This is a genomic window from Streptomyces anthophorae, assembly GCF_049310305.1.
Classification (GTDB): Bacteria; Actinomycetota; Actinomycetes; order Streptomycetales; family Streptomycetaceae; genus Streptomyces.
On the sequence record NZ_JBLWQQ010000001.1, the window covers coordinates 1,913,606 to 1,932,599 of the forward strand.

At 72.1% G+C, this 18,994-nt stretch carries 16 protein-coding genes; 12 read left to right on the forward strand and 4 right to left on the reverse strand.

Annotated elements, in window-relative coordinates; translation table 11 throughout:
- Positions 1 to 26 precede the first annotated feature (26 nt).
- The 6 genes from ACNYS0_RS08675 to ACNYS0_RS08700 all read left to right on the forward strand — a co-directional run bounded on the left by ACNYS0_RS08675 (position 27) and on the right by ACNYS0_RS08700 (position 7,004).
- Positions 27 to 1,736: a dihydroxyacetone kinase family protein gene (locus tag ACNYS0_RS08675; protein WP_422472071.1), complete on the forward strand. Its 1,710-nt coding sequence runs from the start codon at positions 27 to 29 to the stop codon at positions 1,734 to 1,736.
- Positions 1,737 to 1,797: 61 nt separating this feature from the next.
- Entirely contained in the window at positions 1,798 to 2,313 is a 516-nt protein-coding gene (locus ACNYS0_RS08680) for a ribose-5-phosphate isomerase (protein ID WP_422472072.1), read from the forward strand.
- 107 nt (positions 2,314 to 2,420) lie between these two features.
- Entirely contained in the window at positions 2,421 to 3,824 is a 1,404-nt protein-coding gene (locus ACNYS0_RS08685; RefSeq protein ID WP_422472073.1) for a GntT/GntP/DsdX family permease, read from the forward strand.
- A 73-nt stretch (positions 3,825 to 3,897) separates the two neighbouring features.
- A complete protein-coding gene (locus tag ACNYS0_RS08690) occupies positions 3,898 to 4,830 on the forward strand; it encodes an NAD(P)-dependent oxidoreductase (protein WP_422472074.1) in 933 nt (310 codons plus the stop codon).
- Positions 4,831 to 4,955: 125 nt separating this feature from the next.
- Positions 4,956 to 5,636, forward strand: a complete 681-nt coding sequence (locus ACNYS0_RS08695) for a GntR family transcriptional regulator (RefSeq protein WP_422472075.1) — start codon at positions 4,956 to 4,958, stop codon at positions 5,634 to 5,636.
- Positions 5,637 to 5,729: 93 nt separating this feature from the next.
- A complete protein-coding gene (locus ACNYS0_RS08700) occupies positions 5,730 to 7,004 on the forward strand; it encodes an MFS transporter (protein ID WP_422472076.1) in 1,275 nt (424 codons plus the stop codon).
- Positions 7,005 to 7,016: 12 nt separating this feature from the next.
- Here the strand turns inward: ACNYS0_RS08700 and ACNYS0_RS08705 are convergent, their stop codons facing one another.
- Positions 7,017 to 7,940, reverse strand: coding sequence for an FkbM family methyltransferase (locus ACNYS0_RS08705; RefSeq protein ID WP_422472077.1), 924 nt, complete (start codon positions 7,938 to 7,940; stop codon positions 7,017 to 7,019).
- Positions 7,941 to 8,141: 201 nt separating this feature from the next.
- Here ACNYS0_RS08705 and ACNYS0_RS08710 point away from each other — a divergent pair, with 201 nt between their 5' ends.
- Complete coding sequence (locus tag ACNYS0_RS08710) at positions 8,142 to 9,896, forward strand: glycosyltransferase family 2 protein (protein ID WP_422472078.1); 1,755 nt, start codon at positions 8,142 to 8,144, stop codon at positions 9,894 to 9,896.
- Positions 9,897 to 10,053: 157 nt separating this feature from the next.
- Here the strand turns inward: ACNYS0_RS08710 and ACNYS0_RS08715 are convergent, their stop codons facing one another.
- The 3 genes from ACNYS0_RS08715 to ACNYS0_RS08725 form a co-directional block, all read right to left on the reverse strand.
- Complete coding sequence (locus ACNYS0_RS08715) at positions 10,054 to 10,761, reverse strand: DUF2470 domain-containing protein (RefSeq protein WP_422472079.1); 708 nt, start codon at positions 10,759 to 10,761, stop codon at positions 10,054 to 10,056.
- Between the two features lie 98 nt (positions 10,762 to 10,859).
- A complete protein-coding gene (locus ACNYS0_RS08720) occupies positions 10,860 to 11,711 on the reverse strand; it encodes an alpha/beta fold hydrolase (RefSeq protein ID WP_422482526.1) in 852 nt (283 codons plus the stop codon).
- A 44-nt stretch (positions 11,712 to 11,755) separates the two neighbouring features.
- Positions 11,756 to 12,772, reverse strand: coding sequence for a LacI family DNA-binding transcriptional regulator (locus ACNYS0_RS08725; RefSeq protein ID WP_422472080.1), 1,017 nt, complete (start codon positions 12,770 to 12,772; stop codon positions 11,756 to 11,758).
- 185 nt (positions 12,773 to 12,957) lie between these two features.
- Between ACNYS0_RS08725 and ACNYS0_RS08730 the strand changes: the two genes are divergently transcribed.
- The 5 genes from ACNYS0_RS08730 to ACNYS0_RS08750 all read left to right on the forward strand — a co-directional run bounded on the left by ACNYS0_RS08730 (position 12,958) and on the right by ACNYS0_RS08750 (position 18,986).
- Positions 12,958 to 14,499 (forward strand): carboxylesterase/lipase family protein, encoded by a 1,542-nt coding sequence (locus ACNYS0_RS08730; protein WP_422472081.1) that lies wholly within the window; start codon positions 12,958 to 12,960, stop codon positions 14,497 to 14,499.
- A gap of 78 nt (positions 14,500 to 14,577) precedes the next feature.
- Positions 14,578 to 15,303 carry a DUF1275 family protein gene (locus ACNYS0_RS08735; RefSeq protein ID WP_422472082.1) on the forward strand — a complete coding sequence of 242 codons (726 nt, stop codon included), beginning with the start codon at positions 14,578 to 14,580 and terminating at the stop codon, positions 15,301 to 15,303.
- Positions 15,304 to 15,586: 283 nt separating this feature from the next.
- Positions 15,587 to 15,808 (forward strand): type A2 lantipeptide, encoded by a 222-nt coding sequence (locus ACNYS0_RS08740; RefSeq protein WP_422472083.1) that lies wholly within the window; start codon positions 15,587 to 15,589, stop codon positions 15,806 to 15,808.
- A 152-nt stretch (positions 15,809 to 15,960) separates the two neighbouring features.
- Positions 15,961 to 16,758, forward strand: a complete 798-nt coding sequence (locus ACNYS0_RS08745; protein WP_422472084.1) for a DUF2118 domain-containing protein — start codon at positions 15,961 to 15,963, stop codon at positions 16,756 to 16,758.
- Positions 16,755 to 18,986 (forward strand): NHLP family bacteriocin export ABC transporter peptidase/permease/ATPase subunit, encoded by a 2,232-nt coding sequence (locus ACNYS0_RS08750; RefSeq protein WP_422472085.1) that lies wholly within the window; start codon positions 16,755 to 16,757, stop codon positions 18,984 to 18,986. Before ACNYS0_RS08745 ends, ACNYS0_RS08750 begins: the two co-directional genes overlap by 4 nt.
- Positions 18,987 to 18,994: the final 8 nt, after the last annotated feature.

Here is an 18,994-nt window from a genome sequence, read left to right on the forward strand (position 1 = left end):
CCCCGCACGACAAGGAACCACCTGCCATGACCAGGCTGTACACCGACCCCTCCCGCTTCAGCGAGGACCAACTGCGCGGATTCGCCGCGGCCTACCCCGAGCACGTCACCCTCGTGCCCGGCGGTGTCATACGCAGCGCGCCGCCGCGCCCGGGGCAGGTCGCCGTCGTCGTCGGCGGGGGCTCCGGGCACTACCCGGCGTTCAGCGGGCTCGTCGGCGGCGGGCTCGCCACCGGGGCGGTCGTCGGCAATGTCTTCACGTCCCCCTCCACCCGGCAGGCGGAGTCGGTGGCGCGTGCCTGCGAGGCCGGCGGCGGGGTTCTCTACTGCTTCGGGAACTACGCGGGCGACCGCATGAACTTCGGCATGGCGCAGGCCCGGCTGCGCGACGCCGGCATCGACACCCGCACGGTCCTGGTCACCGACGACGTGGCCAGCGCGCCCGCCGGGCGCGGCGACGAACGGCGCGGTATCGCAGGGGACTTCACCGTCTTCAAGGTCGCGGGCGCCGCGGCCGAGGAGGGCCTCGACCTGGACGCCGTCGAGGCCGCGGCCCGCCACGCCAACGCCGCCACGTACTCCTTCGGCATCGCCTTCGCCGGCTGCACGCTGCCCGGCGCCGACACCCCGCTGTTCCGTGTGCCCGAAGGAAAGATGGCCATCGGTCTCGGCATCCACGGCGAACCCGGCGTCGAGGACACCGACATGGCCGATGCCCCGACCGTCGCCCGCATCCTCGTCGACCGGCTGCTCGCCGAACGCCCGAAGACGGCCGGTACACGCGTCGCCGCGATCCTCAACGGGCTCGGCGCCACGAAGTACGAGGAGCTGTTCCTGGTCTGGGGGCACGTCGCCGAGGCACTCGCCGACGCCGGTCTCACCGTGGTCCGCCCCGAGGTCGGCGAGCTCGTCACCAGCCTGGACATGGCCGCGTGCTCGCTGACCCTGATGTGGCTCGACGAGGACCTGGAACGCTGGTGGTGCGCGCCGGCCGACACCCCCGGATTCCGGCGCCTCCCGCTGCCCGCGACACCGGCCGAACCGCGTGTGCTGCCCGATGCGGTGCCCGGGACGCCGCTCGTTCGGGGCGACGAGCCCTCGCGCGGCGCAGCGGCGGCGACCCTCACCGCGCTGCGCGCCCTACAGGACGCCCTGCACGACGCCGCCGACGAGCTCGGCCGGATCGACGCGGTCGCGGGCGACGGCGATCACGGGCGCGGCATGACCAAGGGCGTCGACGCGGCCGTGCGGGCCGCCGAGAAGGCCAACTCCGGTGATGCGGGCGCCCGTTCACTGCTCAGCGCGGCCGCCGACGCCTGGGCCGACGAGGCCGGGGGCACGTCCGGGGTGCTGTGGGGCGTGGGTCTGCGGGCCCTGGCCCAGGAACTCGGCGACACCGGGCCGGTCGACGCCCTGCGCCTGGCCGCCGGCGCGCGTGCCGCCTTCGAGGCCGTCACCTCCCTCGGCGGCGCCAAGCCGGGCGACAAGACCCTGGTCGACGCCCTCGGTCCACTCGTCGACACCTTCACCGCGGGCGTCGGCCGCGGTGACACCGCCGGCTCCGCCCTCGGCCGGGCCGCGGCCACGGCGAGCCACGCCGCCGAGGCGACCGCCGAACTCACCCCGCGCCTGGGCCGCGCCCGGCCGCTCGCCGAACGCAGCGTCGGCACCCCCGACGCCGGCGCCCTCTCGCTGGCGCTCTGCGCACGCACTCTCGCCGCTCTCCTCGCGAAGTAGCCGTTCCCTCAGTGCAGTTACGGCGACGCGCCCCCTACCAAGATCAGAAACAGGAACCACCATGGGTCAACCCGACCGGACCACCCCTGCCCCGCTGCGCCTCGTCATCGGCAGCGACGACGCGGGCCACGCCTACAAGGAAGCCCTCAAGGCCGACCTGGAAGCCGACCCGCGCGTCGCCTCCGTCAAGGACATCGGGGTCGGCGAGGACGACCACACCGCCTACCCGCACATCGGTGTCGCCGCCGCGCGGCTCGTCGCCGAGGGCGGCGCGGATCGCGCGCTGCTGTTCTGCGGCACCGGCCTCGGCGTCGCCATCAGCGCCAACAAGGTGCGCGGCGTCCGTGCCGTGACCGCCCACGACAGCTTCTCCGTCGAACGCGCCGTGCTCTCCAACAACGCCCAAGTACTCACCATGGGCCAGCGCGTGATCGGTCTGGAACTGGCACGCCGCCTCGTCGGCGAGTGGCTCGGCTACCGCTTCGACGCCGCCTCCCCCTCCGCCGAGAAGGTCCAGGTCCTGGACGCGTACGACACCGGCGCCGAGGAGAGCGGCGAGGCCCGGCCGGGCTGCTGAGCCGACCGCTGAGCCGCTCGCCGCGCGGAACGGCCCGCGCCCCTCGCCCACCCGACGCCTCCACCGACGACGTGACGCCTCTTACAACGACGTAAGGACACCCCCGCATGCTGGCCCCGATAGCCCTGCCCCTGGCGGCAGCGCCCTGGACAGGGCACGACACCCGGCTCATCGCCATGGTGGCCGTCGCCATCGCCGTGATCGTCTCCCTGATCACGCTGTTCGACTTCCATCCGTTCATCGCCCTGATCGGCGGTTCCCTCGTCCTGGGCATCGGCTCGGGCACCGAACTGGCCAAGGTCGTCGAGTCGTTCAGCAACGGCATGGGCACGACGCTGGGGTCGACGGGCGCGCTGATCGCACTCGGCGCGATCCTCGGCAAACTGCTCGCCGACTCGGGCGGCGTCGACCGCATCGTCGAGCGCCTGGGCTCGCGCTCCGGGCCCCGCGTGCTCCCCTGGTCCATGGCGCTGATCGCCGCGATCATCGGCCTGCCGATGTTCTTCGAAGTGGGCCTCGTCCTGCTCATCCCCATCATCGTGGTGATGTCCAAGCGGACCCGTACCCCGCTGGTGCTGCTCGCCGTGCCGGCCCTCGCCGGGCTCGGCACCCTGCACGCGTTCGTGCCCCCGCACCCCGGCCCCCTGGTGGCCGTCAGCGCGCTCAAGGCGGACATCGGCACCACGCTCGGACTCGGCCTCATCGCGGCGATCCCCACGGTGATCGTCGCGGGCCCGCTCTACGCGAAGTTCATCGCCCGCCGCGTGCACACCCAGGCCCCGGCCGAACTTGTGGAATCGCTCATGGCCTCCCAGGGCGCCAACGGCACGACCGGCGCCCGCACCCCGGGATTCGGCACCTCGCTCGCCGCGATCGCGCTGCCCGTCGTCCTGATGCTCGCCAAGTCGATCGCCGACATCGCCTTCCCCGGCAGCGCCTGGTACAACCACGTGCTCGACTTCCTGGGCACGCCGCTCGTCGCCATGTTCATCGCCGTGCTCTTCGCCATGACCGTCTTCGGCTGGGGCCTCGGCCGCGGCCGGGCCGAGGTCCGCACCATCGTGACCGCGGGGCTGCCCGCGGTGGCCGGCATCCTCCTCATCGTCGGCGCGGGCGGCGGCTTCAAGCAGCTGATCGTGGACACCGGTGTCGCCGACGCCATCGGCAAGGCCGCGGCCGAGGCCCACATGCCGCATCTCGTACTCGGCTGGCTGCTGGCCGTCCTCATCCGGCTCGCCACCGGCTCCGCCACCGTCGCCACGACGGCCGCGGCAGGCATCATGGCGCCCATGGCCGCGGGCGCCCCGCCGGTGGAGGCCTCGCTCATCGCGCTCGCCGTCGGCGCCGGTTCACTCTTCTTCTCCCACGTCAACGACGCCGGCTTCTGGCTCTCCAAGGAGTACTTCGGCATGAGCGTCGCCCAGAACATCAAGACGTGGTCCGTCCTCTCGACGATCGTCGCCGTCATGGGCCTGGCCATGTCACTCCTCATGTACGCCGTGCTCGTCTGAGGCCATCACCAGACGGAGCGAGACACTGTTTCCGCGGCCCCACCGGCCGCGGCCCGCACGAAAGAGGCACTTCATGTCCACCGACACCACCGCCCCCGTCACCGCAGTCCTCGGACTCGGCGCCATGGGCCTCCCGATGGCCACCCGCCTCGCAGGGGCCTTCCCGGTTCGCGCCTTCGACGTCTTCGAGGAGCGCCGCACGCTCGCTGCCGACGCCGGTGCCACCCCCGCCGCGACGCCCGCCGCCGCGGTCAAGGACGCCGACGTCGTCGTCATCGCCGTACGCGACCAGGAGCAGCTGGAGTCCTGCCTGTTCGGCGGCGGTCTCGTCGAGGAGGGAGCCGCGGGTGAACTGCGCGAGGGCGCGGTCGTCGTCGTCACCTCCACCGTGGGCATCGACGGCGTACAGACCGTGGCCGCACGCCTCGCCGAGCAGGGTGTCCTGCTGGTCGACGCCCCGGTCAGCGGGGGCGCGGTGCGGGCCGGCACGGGCGACCTGCTGATCATGGTCGGCGCCGACGATGCCGCGCTCGGCGCCGCCCGCCCCGTCCTGGACCGGCTCGCCTCGACCCTGCACATCGTCGGCGCCCGCGTCGGCGACGGACAGATCATGAAGACCGTCAACCAGCTGCTGTGCGGAATCCACACGGCCGCCGCCGCGGAGTCCCTGGCCCTGGCCCGCGCCCTCGGAATCGACCTCGACCGTGCGGTCGACGTACTCGGCCAGGGCGCCGCCGCGTCGTTCATGCTCGCCGACCGCGGCCCGCGCATGGTGCAGCAGTACGAGGTCGGTGAGGACGGCACGGGCGGCCCCGAGCTGCGCTCCCGGCTCGACATCATCCGCAAGGACATGAACATCGTGGTGTCCCTCGCCAAGAAGGCCGGCGTGGCCACGTCCGTCGCCGCCGCGGCCGACCAGCTCTACCAACTCGCCATGAGCCAGGGCCTCGGCGGCGAGGACGACTCGGCGCTGGTGACGCTCCTCGCCCCGCGCACCACGAACTGAGCCGTCCAGCGGAGGCGGGCAGCCGGGACGCCCCACTCCCCCGGCTAAGCTGAAGACCGGCGCGCGGGCGCGTTCAGCTGGGACAACAGGGCCCCGCGGCAGGGGCACAGCGGAAAGAGGCGACGATGGGAGCAGTCGGCAGACAGGTGCGCCCGGCCGGGCTCGGCAGGACCGTGCTGATGGACGAGGCGTACGAGGCCCTCCTGGCCCTCATCCTCGACGAGGGGCTCGCCCCGGGCACGCCGCTGCGCATCGACACCATCGCGAAGGACTGGGGTGTCTCGCCGACACCGCTGCGCGAGGCGTTGGCCAAGCTGGAGAACACGGGCCTCGTACAGCGTGTGCCGCACCGCGGCTACACGGTCGCCCCGCTCCTGGACGACGCGGGGTTCCGTGAACTCATGGCGGCCCGCCTGCTCATCGAGCCGTACAACGCGCGCCAGGCGTGCGAGCGGGACGCGGCCGGGACCATCCGGGTCCTCGTCGAGCACCACGAGGAGATGACCTCGGCGGCGGACCAGCGGGAGACGGACGACTTCCGTGCCTATATGCAGGCCGACTCCGCTTTTCACGCCGCCATCGCCGAGGCCGCGGGGAACCGCTTCCTCGTCGCGGCCATCGATCCTTTGGGCGCCCACATCCAGCGCTTCCGGCGCTTCACCGGCGGCCGCATCACGGACACGGCGGAGGCCCTCGCCGAACACGCCGCGGTGCTGCGCGCCTTCGAGGCGAACGACGCGGCGGCCTGCGAGGCGGCGATGCGCACACACCTGGAGGGCGTGGCCCACCGCTCCTTCGGCCACTGATCCCGGGCCCCTGCCGAGAGCTGTTCGACGTGAATGTCTCGACTCGGTCAAACCGCGTATGAGCTGGGGCTTTCCGTGGTTAGCGTCAGGCTCATGACACAGACGACCACCACCGCGGCCCCACCCGCCCACCCCCTCCGGCAGCTGCTCGCCGCCTCCGTCGGCAATGCCGTCGAGTGGTACGACTGGTACGCGTACACCTTTCTGGCGACGTACATCGCCGACCAGGTCTTTCCGAAGAGTGCCGACAACTCGCTCGTTCCGCTGCTCGCCACCTTCGCCGTGTTCGCGGTCGGGTTCTTCATGCGACCCGTGGGCGGGTTGTTGATGGGGGCGGTGGCCGACCGCAAGGGGCGGCGGGCCGCGCTGACGGTGACCATTTTGTTGATGGGCGGCAGCAGTCTGCTGGTCGGGATCACACCGACGTACGCGTCCGTGGGGGTGCTCGCGCCCGTCGTGCTGGTGCTCGCCCGGTTGCTCCAAGGGCTGTCCGTGGGCGGGGAGTTCGCGGCGTCGACGACGTTTCTCGTGGAGTCGGCGGGGCCGGGGCGGCGCGGGCTCTTCTCGTCGTTCCAGTATGTGTCCACGTCCATCGGGCAGTTGATCGCGTCGGGCGTCGCCGCGGTGCTCGTGGGCACGCTCGCCGAGGGGCAGATGGACGGCTGGGGGTGGCGGGTGCCGTTCCTGGCCGGGGCGGTGCTGAGTCTCGTCGGGTTCTGGATCCGGCAGGGGGCGCAGGAGACGCGGAGCGAGGGGCACGAGCGGCCGGGGCTCTTCGACGCGCTGCGCCAGTACCCGCGGCAGTCGCTGCTCATCTGCGGCATCACGGCCGGCGGCACCCTCGCGTACTACACGTGGACCTCGTACCTGCCGACGTACGCCGAGCTGAACACGGACATCGACACGTCGCAGGCGCTGACCGTGGGCACGATCTCCCTCGCGTTCTTCGCGCTGTTGCAGCCGGTGGGCGGGATGCTCTCGGACCGGTTCGGGCGCAAGCCGCTGCTGCTGTTCTTCGGGCTCGGATTCGCGCTGCTGAGCGTGCCGCTGCTGCACTCGCTGACGGGTTCCTTCGCCTCACTGCTGTTCACGCAGTGCGCCGGCATGGTGCTGCTCACCGGCTTCACGTCGATCTCCGCGGCGGTCAACGCGGAGGTGTTCCCCGCCCGGGTGCGGGCGGCCGGGATCGGCTTCCCCTACTCGCTGACGGTGGCGCTGTTCGGCGGCACGGCGCCGTACATGGGCACCCTGTTCAAGGACCTCGGACACAGCGGGCTCTTCCCCTGGTACGTGGCCGTGCTGTGCCTCGTGTCCTCGGTGGTGTACCTGCGGCTCCCGGAGAGCGCGCACCGCGAGCTCGACCGCTGAGCCGAGCGCGGCTCAGCCGCCGGATCCCTGCCCGGCCGCCGCCGCGGGTCCCCGCTCCCCCGCGGCCGGCGCGGGGGCCTCGCCGGCGCGCATCATCACGCAGTCGAACTCGAGCACCCGGCCGGTGCTCTTCTCGCGGGTCACCGGATACATGCCGGTGATCTCGAAGCCGCGGCCCTCGTACTCGGCGAGGGCCTCCTCCATGCGCGGGCTGCCCTCGTAGAGCCGCAGCAGCGCGACCTCCGACTGCATCCCCACGAAGTCGTCGACGCGCTCCCCCGCCCCGGCGAAGACCTCCAGGTCGTAGCCCTGCGTGTCCATCTTGAGGTAGGGGCGCGGGTTCTGGATGCCGACGAGGGCCTGGTCCATGAGGCCGTCGAGGCGGCACACCTGGATTTCTTCGGTGCGGCCCTTCGTGAACCGCTTGTACGCGGCGTTCCCGTAGTCGCTGGGGGAAAGCAGCGAGTTCATCGTGTTCCACTCGACGTGCATGGGCCGCAGTTCGTCCGAACGGCCGAGCCCGCACGGGAAAATGTGCCAGTCCGGGTCGCCGTCGGCCTGCTTCTCGAGCTTCTCCAGGAAGCGCGGTACGGGCTCGAACGATACAATGCGACCTTTGTATCCGGACTGCCTCAGCCGCTTTCCGTACTGTCCGACGTTCGCGCCCACGTCGAATACGCAGTTCACTCCGTACTGGTCGAGCATCTCGGCGACGTGGCGGGCGCAGAGAAGGTCGGACGCCGCCTTCTGGAAATCCCGGTCCGACATCCCCGACTTCCGCTGGTCCACGACGAGATGGACGCCGCCCCCGAGGTCGGTGCTGGTCCACTTCCCGTGCCTCCGGTGCACAAGAACCGCCGCCCCGGGGGCCAGGTCGATGATCTGAGCCCCGGTCCGCGAGAGGCCGTTCAGCAGTGTCCGGTACAGAGAAGCCATGGCCGACACCGTCGCAGAGTTGACGGAGAACCCCGGCAGGGCCCGGCCCACATCACCCAAAACAGTGACCCGGCGTACTCCGTGCGATATTCATATCGCGGTGTGACCATGGAAGTGCGTTTCCTGTGAAAGAAGTAAACGCTGCTAGGTTACGAACCCTCCCCTCGGAACTGGTCCGAGCGCACGGATTGACACACCTACATGACCCCCGTAAAAGTCACGGTTATCATTCCGACCCACAACACCGGCGAAGACGTCATGGTGGGACTCACCGCACTTCGGAAACAGTCCATGCCCCGCACGGACTTCGAAGTTCTCTACATCGACGACGGCTCCACGGACGACACGGTCGCATTCCTGGAAAGGGAATTGGCCGACGAGGACAACATGAGTGTCGTCCCGATGACCAACTCCGGCTGGCCCGGGCGCCCCCGCAACACCGGCGTCGCCCGTGCGCGCGGGGAGTACGTGCACTTCGTCGACGATGACGACTGGCTCGCGCCGCAGGCGCTTGAGCGGCTCTACGCGCGCGCCAAGGACACCGACGCGGACATCGTGATCGGCCGTATGGCGGGACACGGCCGCGGCGCCCCGCGGGCCCCGTTCGCCAAGCCACTGGAGCGGGGGTCCGTGCGCGAGAACCCCGTGCTGCTGGGCAGCATGACCGTCCACAAGCTGTTCCGCCGCCAGTTCCTCCTCGATCACGACCTGCGCTTCGAGGAGGGCCGGGTCCGGCTCGAGGACCATCTGTTCACGCTGCGGGCCTATCTGCTGGCCAAGCAGGTCAGCACGGTGCCGGACTACACGACCTACCACTGGGTGCGGCACCGCAACGGCAAGCACAACATCAGCTACGCCCCCATCGAGCCCGTCCCCTACATCGGCTCGGTGCGGCGCATCATCGCCCTGCTGCACGCCCCCGACACCCGGGTGTCGGACGACGAGCTGCGGCACAGGTTCACCGCCAACTGGTACGGCAGCAAGGCGCTGAAGCGGCTGACCGGGAAGGGTTTCCTCGGGCAGGACGAGGAGCGGCGCGCGGCCTGGCGGCAGGAGGTCATCGATCTCGCCGGCGAGCTGCCCGCCGCCGTCGACCGCCATCTGCCGGAGCGCCTGCGCGTGCTCTCCCGACTGTGCCGTTCCGGCGACCACGAGGGCATCCACGCCTACACCCGGTTCGAGAGCGAGGTCAGGCACCTGCCCGAGGTCGAGGAGGCGGACTGGCGGGACGGGGCGCTGCATGTGCGGGCGCGCACGTCGCTGGTGCGGACCGACCCGGAGACGGGCGAGAGCACCCCGCTCCTGTTCCGCCGCACGGTGCACGCGACGCCGTCCGGAAAGAAGCGGGTGCGCTGGACCTGGCAGCCGCCCGCTCCCCTGGACGAGCTGGCCGGGCTCGACCCCACGCTGGACTTCACCCAGCCGCTCAAGAAGGCCAAGGCGCAGGGCCTCGTGCACCACAAGGCCGGCGGCACCCAGCTGGTCGTGACCACCGGGACGTCCACGTTGCGTCCGACGCCGCACGAGGCGGACCCCGAGCTGTGGGAGATGCACTGGACGACGGAGTGCGCCATCGACCCCACCGGCGTCGACGAGATCTCAGGACCGCTCGACCCCGGCGCCTGGAACGTGTGTCTGCGCCTGAACGTGGGCGGCTGGCTCAGCTCACCACGGCTGTCCGGGGTGAAGCTCTCCGTGCCGGGCCCGAAGAAGCCCGTGGCGGCCGAGCCGCGACGGAGCGCGCCCCGGCACCACCCCCTGCACGGCGTCGCGAGGGCGACGGTCCCCGTGCTGCGCCGGACGCTCCCCGCCGCCGCGTACCTGGCGCTGCGCGACTGGTACCGGCACCTCGGCGCGTCCGACCGAAGACCCGCTCCGGTCTCTGTGGCCCTGGAGGAGTTGCAGCGCGCCGGGCAGGCGCAGGCGCTCAGTGTTTCCAGTAGCCGCAGAACATGATGCGCCCCTTCGGCACACCCTGAGCCGCCCAGTTTCGGCGCAGCCCGGTGGCGAGACCCGACTCCCCGGTCGACCCACGCGACCTCGGCACCGGGCGGCGCCGACTCGCGCTTGACGCGGGTGGCGGTCAGGTTGCCGCGCCGCTTGACGCCTCCGTTCAGCGGTGTGCGCGGGCGGCCGCGACGTCGAGGAGTTCCTGGATGCGGTGGCCCACCTCGTGGGGGCCGACCGCGTGGGTGTGGAAGGCGATGCGGACGTCCTCGTGCTCCTGGGCGGCGCGTTCCAGACGCAGGACGAGGCCCCTGCGGTCGAGGCGTACGGGCCGGATGTCCGCGACGTCGGACAGGTCCAAGTCACCAACGAGCTCGATGAGTTGGACGAGCAGGTCCGCGTGTCCCGTGTCCAGGTGCGAGAGCAGTTCCGCCTCGACCCCGGCCAGCGGGTCGGGAGCCGCCGCGGCGAGTTCCGCCATGTCGAGCACGCGCACCGCGTCGTCCTCGGCGAACGCGGCCCGCGCGGGGCGGAACACCAGGGTGTCGGGCCCGGCGTTCCCGAGGCGGCCGCTGAAGGCGAGGCGGGCGCGCACCCGGTCGCGTACGACGACGGGGGCCACGTCCGTGAACTCGGCGTAGGCGGCGAGGCCCGAGTGCGGCGCCGTGGCGAGCGCCTCGGTCAGCCGCGGGTCGACGGGGTCGAGCAGGACGAGCCGGGACGCGGCGTCCACGGCGTAGAGCCCCACGCAGTCGAGCCGCAGCCGGGCCTCGGTCGTGGTGGTCAGGGTCAGGGTCAGGGTGTCGGCCGCGGCGAGGATCGTCCGCGCCCGCTCGGCGGGGGTGAGCTCCTGGTGCGCCACTGGGTTGACCATCTCCACTCCAAACTTAGGTAAGGCTCACCTTACTCACGTGTGGGATGGGGTGTCACCCCCGCCCCCGGACACAGGGGGGCGGGTCGCCGGTCACGGCCTCACAGCGACTCGGCGATCTCCGCCAGCACCCGGGCGGCCGGCGCCGGGTCGGCCAGCCACTTCAGGTGCGAGCTGTCGAGGGTGCGGACGCGGAACGGGTTGTCCGGGGTCAGCGCGTCGCCCTCGCGGATCAGCCGGTCCTGGAGCGCTGGCGGCAGGCTCGTGTCGCGCGCGAGGCGTACGTACGTCTTCGGGATGCGGCCCCAGGTGTCGGCCTGCGCGCGGTCGTCCTCGGTGCCGACATCGAGGTTCTCGTCGGGCTGGAAGGTGTTGAGGAAGGTGCGGAACTCGTCATCGGTGCCGTCGGCGAAGAAGGCCGACCTGAACGCGTCGAGCGCCTTCTCGTCTGCGGTGCGGAAGTTCACGCGCAGCAGCCCGAGTTCGGCCGGGTCGCCCGCCATCGCGAGGCCGAGCGCGGCGACGTCGACCGAGGCCATCTCCGGTTCGGCGTGATAACCGGCCGCGGTGAGGTCGACCTGGCACCAGGACCCCACGTAGACGATGTGGTCGATCAGGTCGGGGCGCCGGTTGGCGGCGGCCGTGGCGGTGAGGCCGCCGCGGCTGTGCGAGACGAGGACGACGGGCCCGTTCTCCTTGGCCCGTTCCAGGAAGCCGATCAGGTGCGCGACGTTGTCGTCGAGGGTGACTCCCTTGAGGACGCCGGGTGTCGAGGCGAGACCCGCCGGGTCCTGCGGGGCCTGGTACGCGGCGGGCCAGGTCGCCGCGAAGCCGTGTCCCGGCAGGTCGACGGCGGCCGAGCGGTGACCCAGCAGCCCGAGTTCCGCCTGGAGCGGCGCGAAGGAGAAGGAGTTGGCGAACGCTCCATGGACGAGGACGTACGTCGGGTGCACGGGCACGCTCGCTTTCTGACGCTTCAGGACCGGATACGGCGATCCTATGCGGCGGGCGGCGCCTGCGCAGCGCTCTCCCGAACGGTCAACTCGGGCGCGAGCAGCACGACTTCGCCGACCGGGCCGCGGCCCTCGATCTGCGCGACGACCTGCTCCACCGCGCGCCGCCCCATCTCCTGCGCGGGCACGGCGACCGAGGTGAGCGGCACCGACGCGTGCCGGGCGACCTGCTCGGGGCAGACCGCGACGACCGACACGTCCTCGGGGACGGCCCGGCCGGACTGGCGCAGCAGGGCGAGCAGCGGGTCGGTGGCGGCCTCGTTCTGCACGATGAACGCGCTGGTCCCGGGGCGCTCGTCGAAGATCCGCGACAGCGTCGCCGAGACGGCGGCGTAGCTGCCCTCGCAGGGGCGGTGCAGGAGCCGCAGGCCGAGTTCGGCGCTGCGCCCGCGCAGGCCCGTGAGCGTGCGCTCGGCGAAGCCGGTGCGGCGCTCGTAGACGGCGGCGGCCTCGCCGATGACGGCGATCTCGCGGTGTCCGAGGCCCGCGAGGTGCTCGGCGCACAGCGCGCCCGCGGCGGCGAAGTCGAGGTCCACGCAGTGCAGTCCGGCGGTGTCGGCGGGCAGCCCGATAAGGACGGCGGGGCGGCTCGCGGTGCGCAGGAGCGGCAGCCGCTCGTCGTCCAGCTCGACGTCCATGACGATCACGGCGTCCGCGAGCGAGCTGCCCTCGATGCGGCGCACGGCCTGGGCGCCCTCCTCGCCGGTGAGCAGCAGGATGTCGTAGCCGTGGGCGCGGGCGGCGGTGGCGACGGCCGTCGCGATCTCCATGAGCACGGGTACGTACATGTCGGTGCGCAGCGGCACCATCAGGGCGATGATGTTGGACTTGCTGCTGGCGAGGGCGCGGGCACCGGCGTTGGGGTGGTAGCCGAGCGTGCGCACGCTGCTCTCGACGCGCTCGCGGGTGGCCGCCGAGATGGAGCGCTTGCCGCTGAGGACATAGCTCACGGTGCTGGCGGAGACCCCGGCGTGCCTGGCGACCTCTGCGAGCGTGACCATGTCGTTCTCCTGATGCCGGGTCCGAGGGGGGGTGGACGACCCGCCCAGCGCGCCGGCGTCGGCGGGAGGCGCGCCCGCCGTTCGGCATGTCGACCCTATGATTTGCGCGAGGTGCCTGTCCAGAAGTTCGTCGAAGCGCTTCGACGCCCGGCCCGGCACCAGCCGGGCCACCAGGGAGGACACGCATGACCGACGCCACCCCGACCGCCCCGATACCCACCGCGGCGGGTCGGGTCCGCGGCCTCGCGCAGGGGACGCTGAGCGTCTTCCGCGGCATCCCCTACGCCCAACCCCCCGTCGGCCCGCTGCACTTGGCGGCTCCGGAGCCCGCGCGGGCGTGGGACGGGGTGCGCGACGCGTTCGCCTTCGGGCCGCCGCCCCCGCAGTCCCTCGTGGGCGGGCTCACGGGCCGCCCGGTCCCCGAGGGCGAGGACTGGCTGACCGTCAACGTGTGGTCCCCCGACCTCGGCGGCGCGGGCCTGCCGGTGCTGGTCTACATCTACGGAGGGGCGTACGTCAGCGGCTCCACGGACGGGCCGCACTACGACGGTTCCGCGCTCGCCTCGCGCGGCCAGGTCGTCGTGACCCTCAACTACCGGGTCGGCGCCGAGGGCTTCGGCGTCTTCGACGGCGCGCCCGCCAACCGGGGGCTGCTCGACCAGGTCGCGGCGCTGCGCTGGGTGCGGGAGAACATCGCGGCGTTCGGCGGCGATCCGGACCGGGTCACCGTGTTCGGGGAGTCCGCGGGCGCGGGCTCGGTGGCGGCGCTGCTCGCGATGCCGTCGGCGGCCGGCCTGTTCCGGCGGGCGGTGGCGCAGAGCGTGCCGGGCACGTACTTCTCGTTCGATCTCGCCCGGGACATCGGCGCCCGGATCGCGGAGCGGCTCGGGGCGCCGGGCGCGGGGGCCGCGGAACTCGCCGCGTGCGCGCCGAAGGCGCTGCGCGACGCCACCGACGACCTGATCCGCGCGCTGCCCTCGTACGCGGACCGCTGGGGCCGTGTCGCCCACACCGCCACACCGTTCTCCCCGGTGGTCGACGGGGAGGTGCTGCCCGCCACCCCGTGGGAGGCGCTCGCGGGCGGCGCCGCGCGGGACGTCGAGCTGCTCGCCGGGCACAACCGGGACGAGTACCGGCTGTTCACCCTCATGGCGGGCCGGTACGGGAGGACGACGGAGGAGGAGGCGACCGAGGCGCTGCTGCGGTTCGGGCCGGGCCCCGACGCCGAGGCCCGCTACCGGGCCGCGTACCCGTCCGCGAGCCCGACCGGTCTCCATGAACTCGTGCTGTCCGACTGGCTGTTCCGGATCCCTTCGCTGCGCCTGGCCGAGGCGCACGCGGCGGGCGGCGGGACCGCGTACGCGTACGAGCTGTCCTGGCAGGCGCCCGGCGCGAACGGCTCGATGGGCGCCTGCCACGCCCTGGACGTGCCGCTGGTCTTCGGGACGCTCGACTCGGACTTCGCCGGGCTCTTCCTCGGCGCCGAGGTCCCGCCCGCGGCGAAGGCGCTGTCCGCGGAGATGGGCGCGGCCTGGACCTCGTTCGCGGCGGGGGACGGTCCCGGGTGGGCGCCGTTCACCGCCGACCGGCGGACGACGCGGATCCTGGACGCGCCGTCGCGCACCGCGCCGTACCCGGAGGAGGCCTCGCGGCTCCTGTGGGAGGGCGTGGACTTCGCACCGCTGGACCTCGGGCCCGACCCGGCCGCGGCGCGGACGGGAGTTTGACGACAGGCTCCAGGCGCAGGCTCGACGCGCCGACGCGCGAGCGTTTCGAGAGGGCCTCGCGCGCCTACGGTCTCAGACATGGACACACGCCCTCATGTCTCGCTCGTGCTGCTCGCCGCCGCCTCGGGGTCCGTGGACGCGCTCGCGTTCACGGCCCTCGGCGAGACCTTCGCGGGCGTCATGACCGGCAACCTCGTCCTGCTCGGCATCTCGGCGGGGCAGGGCTCCGCACACCAGGTGGCCGGCCCGCTGTACGCGCTCGGCGGCTACGCGGCGGGCGCCGCGGCGACCGCCTTCGTGTGCCGGGGCGTGCGCGGGACTCGCACCCAGGAGTGGCCGGGCCGCGTCGTGGCCTGCCTCGCCGCGCAGTGCGCGCTGCTCGGCTTCGTCGCGGTGGCGGGCGGGCTGCTCGGCGGGGACCCGGCCGGGGTCTGGCGGACCGTGCTGCTCGCCGTGGCCGCGCTGGCGATGGGCGCGCAGTCCGCGGCGATGGTCGCGGCGGGGGCCGGGGCCGCGCCCACCACCTATTTCACGGGGACGCTGACGACATTGGTGACCGGGGCGGTCGACGGCTCCGGGCGGGGCCGGGTGCAACTGTGGGTAACCGCCCGGTTGTCGGCCGTGGTCGGCGGCGCGGCCTGCGCCGTTGCCCTGCGGGAGGCCGCCGCGCCGTGGGGATTCGTTCCGCCGGTCGTCCTGACCGCCGCCGCGGTCGCGTGCCAGAAACCTGCACACCGAATGCGCAGGGCGGTCACGGTACTTCGCAAGAAACGATTGCCTCATACAAGCATCGCGCGCCATTGATGCGCGAGTGTCCCCTTTGCTGCCCTGGGACACAGGGTGTTCACAAACCTCTCCGTGAAGAATGTGAAGGAGATGGCGCCCGACTGTGAACACCCCGGCACATGAAGGTAATTGACCTCGCTGATCCCCTATGAATGGACGCGGTCCGATTAGCTGTGCGACGCGTCAACATGCTTTGATCCTCCGCATCGCATGACGGCCGCAAGGGATTCGCAGCCACCGATTTCCAGCGCGCCCCGCGAATTTCGAAATACCCGGACATACCCAAGAAGGGCGGCTCATTATGAGCAACCACATTGAGACCGTTGAGATCTCGGACGCCGACCTCGACAACGTCTCCGGCGGCCTCGTCGGCGGCCTCGTCGGCCAGGTTCAGGGCACCGTTGACGGCATCGCCCCGGTTTCGGGCACCGTCTCCTCCGTGACCAACACGGTCGAGGGCCTCACCGGCGTCAACGCCGGCGCCGTGACCGGCCTCGCCGGTGGCCTGACGGCCGGCCTCTGAGTCGGATTCGATCCCTCGGGATCGCCGCGCCACCTCCTGACGGGTGGCGCACCCCAAGCCTCGGGACCCCGTGTCCCGGGGCTTTCGGGGCGTCCGGGTCCGGGAATTCTCGAGACCGGCCCGGCATGGAAGCTAGGTAAGGGAAAGACTCCGTGCAGTTCCGCCAACAGGCCCTGTCCAAACTGCAGTCGCCGGAGGAGCTCGATCTGCCGGTACGCCTCGCGCGGCCGCAGGGTCTGCTCGTACTCGCCGTCACCGTCGTCGTGATGGTCGCCGCCTGCGTCTGGGCCGTCACCGGTTCGGTGACGTCGACGCTCAAGGCGAACGGCATCCTCACGTACGCCCAGGGCAGTTACGTCCTCCAGACCCCCGTCACCGGGCAGGTCACCGGCCTGTACGTGAAGGAGGGCCAGCGGGTGCGCGCGGGCGCGCCGCTCCTCAAGGTGCAGACCGCGCAGGGCAACCGGGCCGTGCGGGCCATCGACGCGGGCCGGGTCACGGCGCTCGTCGCGCGGATCGGCTCGGTCGTCACGACCGGCTCCGACGTGGCCACGGTGGAGAAGACCGGCTCGGCGCACGATCCGCTGCTCGCGATGCTGTACGTGCCCGCCACCAGCGCGGGCAACGTGGACGCGGGCGCCGACGTCGACCTGAACGTGCCGCAGGCGCAGCAGTACGGCGTGCTGCGCGGGAAGGTCAAGGCCGTCGGCCGCGCCGCCGAGACGAAGCGGCAGGTCACCGACTTCATCGGGGACAGCTCACTGGCGGGCGAGTTCACGAAGGGCGGGGCCCGGGTCCCGGTCCTCGTCGAGCTCACCAAGGCGGACACCAAGTCCGGATACGCCTGGTCCTCCGACGGCGGGCCGCCCTATCCGCTCGCCTCCATGACCCTCGCCTCCGGCTCCGTGCACCTCGCCGATCAGCGCCCGATGGATTGGCTGAAGCCGTGACCCAGACCTCCCTGCCGCCCGCGGGCCACCGCCCCGACCGCCGCCGCGCGCGCCCCGCTCCCCCGCCGGCCAAGCGCCGTCGCAAGGTGCGCACGCCCACGGTGCTCCAGATGGAGGCCGTCGAGTGCGGCGCCGCGGCGCTCGCGATGATCCTCGCGCACCACGGCCGGCACGTCCCACTGGAGGAGCTGCGCATCGCGTGCGGCGTCTCGCGGGACGGCTCGCGCGCCTCGAACCTGCTCAAGGCGGCCCGCAGTTACGGCATGACCGCCAAGGGCATGCAGATGGAGCCCGCCGCGCTCGCCGAGGTGCAGGGCCCGGCGATCCTGTTCTGGGAGTTCAACCACTACGTCGTCTACGACGGCATGGGCCGCCGCTTCGGGCGCCGCGGCGTGCACATCAACGACCCCGACAAGGGCCGCCGCTTCGTGCCGATGGAGGACTTCGACACGAGCTTCACGGGTGTCGTCCTCGTCCTGGAGCCGGGCGACGGCTTCCGTACGGGCGGGCGCAAGCCGGGCATCATGACGGCGCTGCCCGCACGTCTGCGCGGCACCACCGGCACGATGCTCGTCGCACTGCTCGCGAGCCTGCTGCTCGTCGGCGTCGGTGCGGCCGTGCCCGCGCTCAGCAAGACGTACATCGACCTGTTCCTCATCGGCGACCAGACCTCACTGCTCGGCGCCCTGTTCGCGTCGATGGGCGCGATGGTGGCGCTGACCGCCGTCCTGACCTGGCTGCAACAGTCGAACCTGCTGCGCGGCCGCATCATCTCCTCGACGCTGAGCAGCGCCCGCTTCTTCGGGCATCTGCTGCGCCTGCCCGTCACGTTCTTCTCGCAGCGCAGCCCGGCCGACCTGGTGCAGCGCCTCCAGTCGAACGACGCGGTCGCCGAGACCCTGGCCCGCGACCTGACGGCGGCGGGCGTCGACGGAATCGTGGTGCTGCTGTACGCGGTGCTGCTGTACACCTACGACCCGCAGCTCACGGCGATCGGCGTGGGCATCGCGCTGCTCAACGTCGTGGCGATGCGCATCGTCGTTCGGCTGCGGGCGACGGGCACGCAGAAGCTGCGCGCGGACACGGCGCGGCTGACCAACACCTCGTACACCGGGCTCCAGCTCATCGAGACGATGAAGGCGACCGGCGGCGAGAACGGCTACTTCCGGCGGTGGGCGGGCCAGCACGCGACGACCCTGGAGGAGCAGCAGAAGCTGGGCGTGCCGAGCGCGTGGCTCGGCATCGTCGCGCCGACCCTCGCGACCCTCAACAGCGCGCTCATCCTGTGGATCGGCGGCATGCGGGCCGTCGAGGGCCATTTGTCGGTGGGTCTACTCGTCGCCTTTCAGGCACTCGTCACCCGCTTCACCGCACCGCTCACCCGGCTGAACGGTGTCGCGGGCCGCATCCAGGACTTCGCCGCCGACGTGGCGCGCCTGAAGGACGTGGAGAACTTCCCCGTCGACCAGCTGTACGCGCGTCCCGAGCAGGTGCAGAGCACCCGCAGGCTGCGCGGCCACATCGAGCTGGACGGCATCACGTTCGGCTACAGCCCGCTCGACAAGCCGCTCCTGTCCGGCTTCTCGCTGACCGTGGGGCCCGGCCAGCAGGTCGCCCTGGTCGGCGGCTCCGGCAGCGGGAAGTCCACGGTCTCCCGCCTGATCTCCGGCCTGTACGCGCCGTGGGAGGGCGTCATCCGGATCGACGACCGGCGCCTGGACGACATCCCGCGCGGCGCGCTCGCCGCCTCCGTCTCCTTCGTCGACCAGGACGTGTTCCTCTTCGAGGGCACGGTCCGCGACAACGTGGCGCTGTGGGACCCGTCGATCTCCGACGAAGCCGTGGAGGAGGCGCTGCGCGACGCGTGCCTGTACGACGTGGTGGCCCGCCGCCCCGGCGGTGTGCGCGGCCGGGTCGAGCAGGACGGCCGGAACTTCTCCGGCGGCCAGCGCCAGCGCCTGGAGATCGCGCGGGCACTGGTACGGCGTCCGTCGATCCTCGTCCTCGACGAGGTGACCAGCGCGCTCGACGCGGAGACCGAGCAGACGGTCATGGACAACATCCGGCGGCGCGGCTGCGCCTGTGTCGTCATCGCGCACCGCCTCAGCACGGTCCGCGACAGCGACGAGATCGTGGTCCTCGACCACGGCCAGGTCGTCGAACGCGGCCGCCACGAGCACCTGGTGCGGGCCGGCGGGCCGTACGCCGAGCTGGTCAAGGAGCACTGAGCACTGAC

What these genes read in the sequence shown, in the direction of transcription:
- ACNYS0_RS08685 (WP_422472073.1), top strand. Translation starts at nt 2,421, where the DNA reads ATGCTGGCCCCGATAGCCCTGCCCCTGGCGGCAGCGCCCTGGACAGGG.
- ACNYS0_RS08695 (WP_422472075.1), top strand. Translation starts at nt 4,956, where the DNA reads ATGGGAGCAGTCGGCAGACAGGTGCGCCCGGCCGGGCTCGGCAGGACC.
- ACNYS0_RS08725 (WP_422472080.1), bottom strand. Translation starts at nt 12,772, where the DNA reads ATGGTCACGCTCGCAGAGGTCGCCAGGCACGCCGGGGTCTCCGCCAGC.
- ACNYS0_RS08715 (WP_422472079.1), bottom strand. Translation starts at nt 10,761, where the DNA reads ATGGTCAACCCAGTGGCGCACCAGGAGCTCACCCCCGCCGAGCGGGCG.
- ACNYS0_RS08740 (WP_422472083.1), top strand. Translation starts at nt 15,587, where the DNA reads ATGAGCAACCACATTGAGACCGTTGAGATCTCGGACGCCGACCTCGAC.
- ACNYS0_RS08705 (WP_422472077.1), bottom strand. Translation starts at nt 7,940, where the DNA reads ATGGCTTCTCTGTACCGGACACTGCTGAACGGCCTCTCGCGGACCGGG.
- ACNYS0_RS08710 (WP_422472078.1), top strand. Translation starts at nt 8,142, where the DNA reads ATGACCCCCGTAAAAGTCACGGTTATCATTCCGACCCACAACACCGGC.
- ACNYS0_RS08700 (WP_422472076.1), top strand. Translation starts at nt 5,730, where the DNA reads ATGACACAGACGACCACCACCGCGGCCCCACCCGCCCACCCCCTCCGG.
- ACNYS0_RS08675 (WP_422472071.1), top strand. Translation starts at nt 27, where the DNA reads ATGACCAGGCTGTACACCGACCCCTCCCGCTTCAGCGAGGACCAACTG.
- ACNYS0_RS08690 (WP_422472074.1), top strand. Translation starts at nt 3,898, where the DNA reads ATGTCCACCGACACCACCGCCCCCGTCACCGCAGTCCTCGGACTCGGC.
- ACNYS0_RS08735 (WP_422472082.1), top strand. Translation starts at nt 14,578, where the DNA reads ATGGACACACGCCCTCATGTCTCGCTCGTGCTGCTCGCCGCCGCCTCG.
- ACNYS0_RS08680 (WP_422472072.1), top strand. Translation starts at nt 1,798, where the DNA reads ATGGGTCAACCCGACCGGACCACCCCTGCCCCGCTGCGCCTCGTCATC.
- ACNYS0_RS08730 (WP_422472081.1), top strand. Translation starts at nt 12,958, where the DNA reads ATGACCGACGCCACCCCGACCGCCCCGATACCCACCGCGGCGGGTCGG.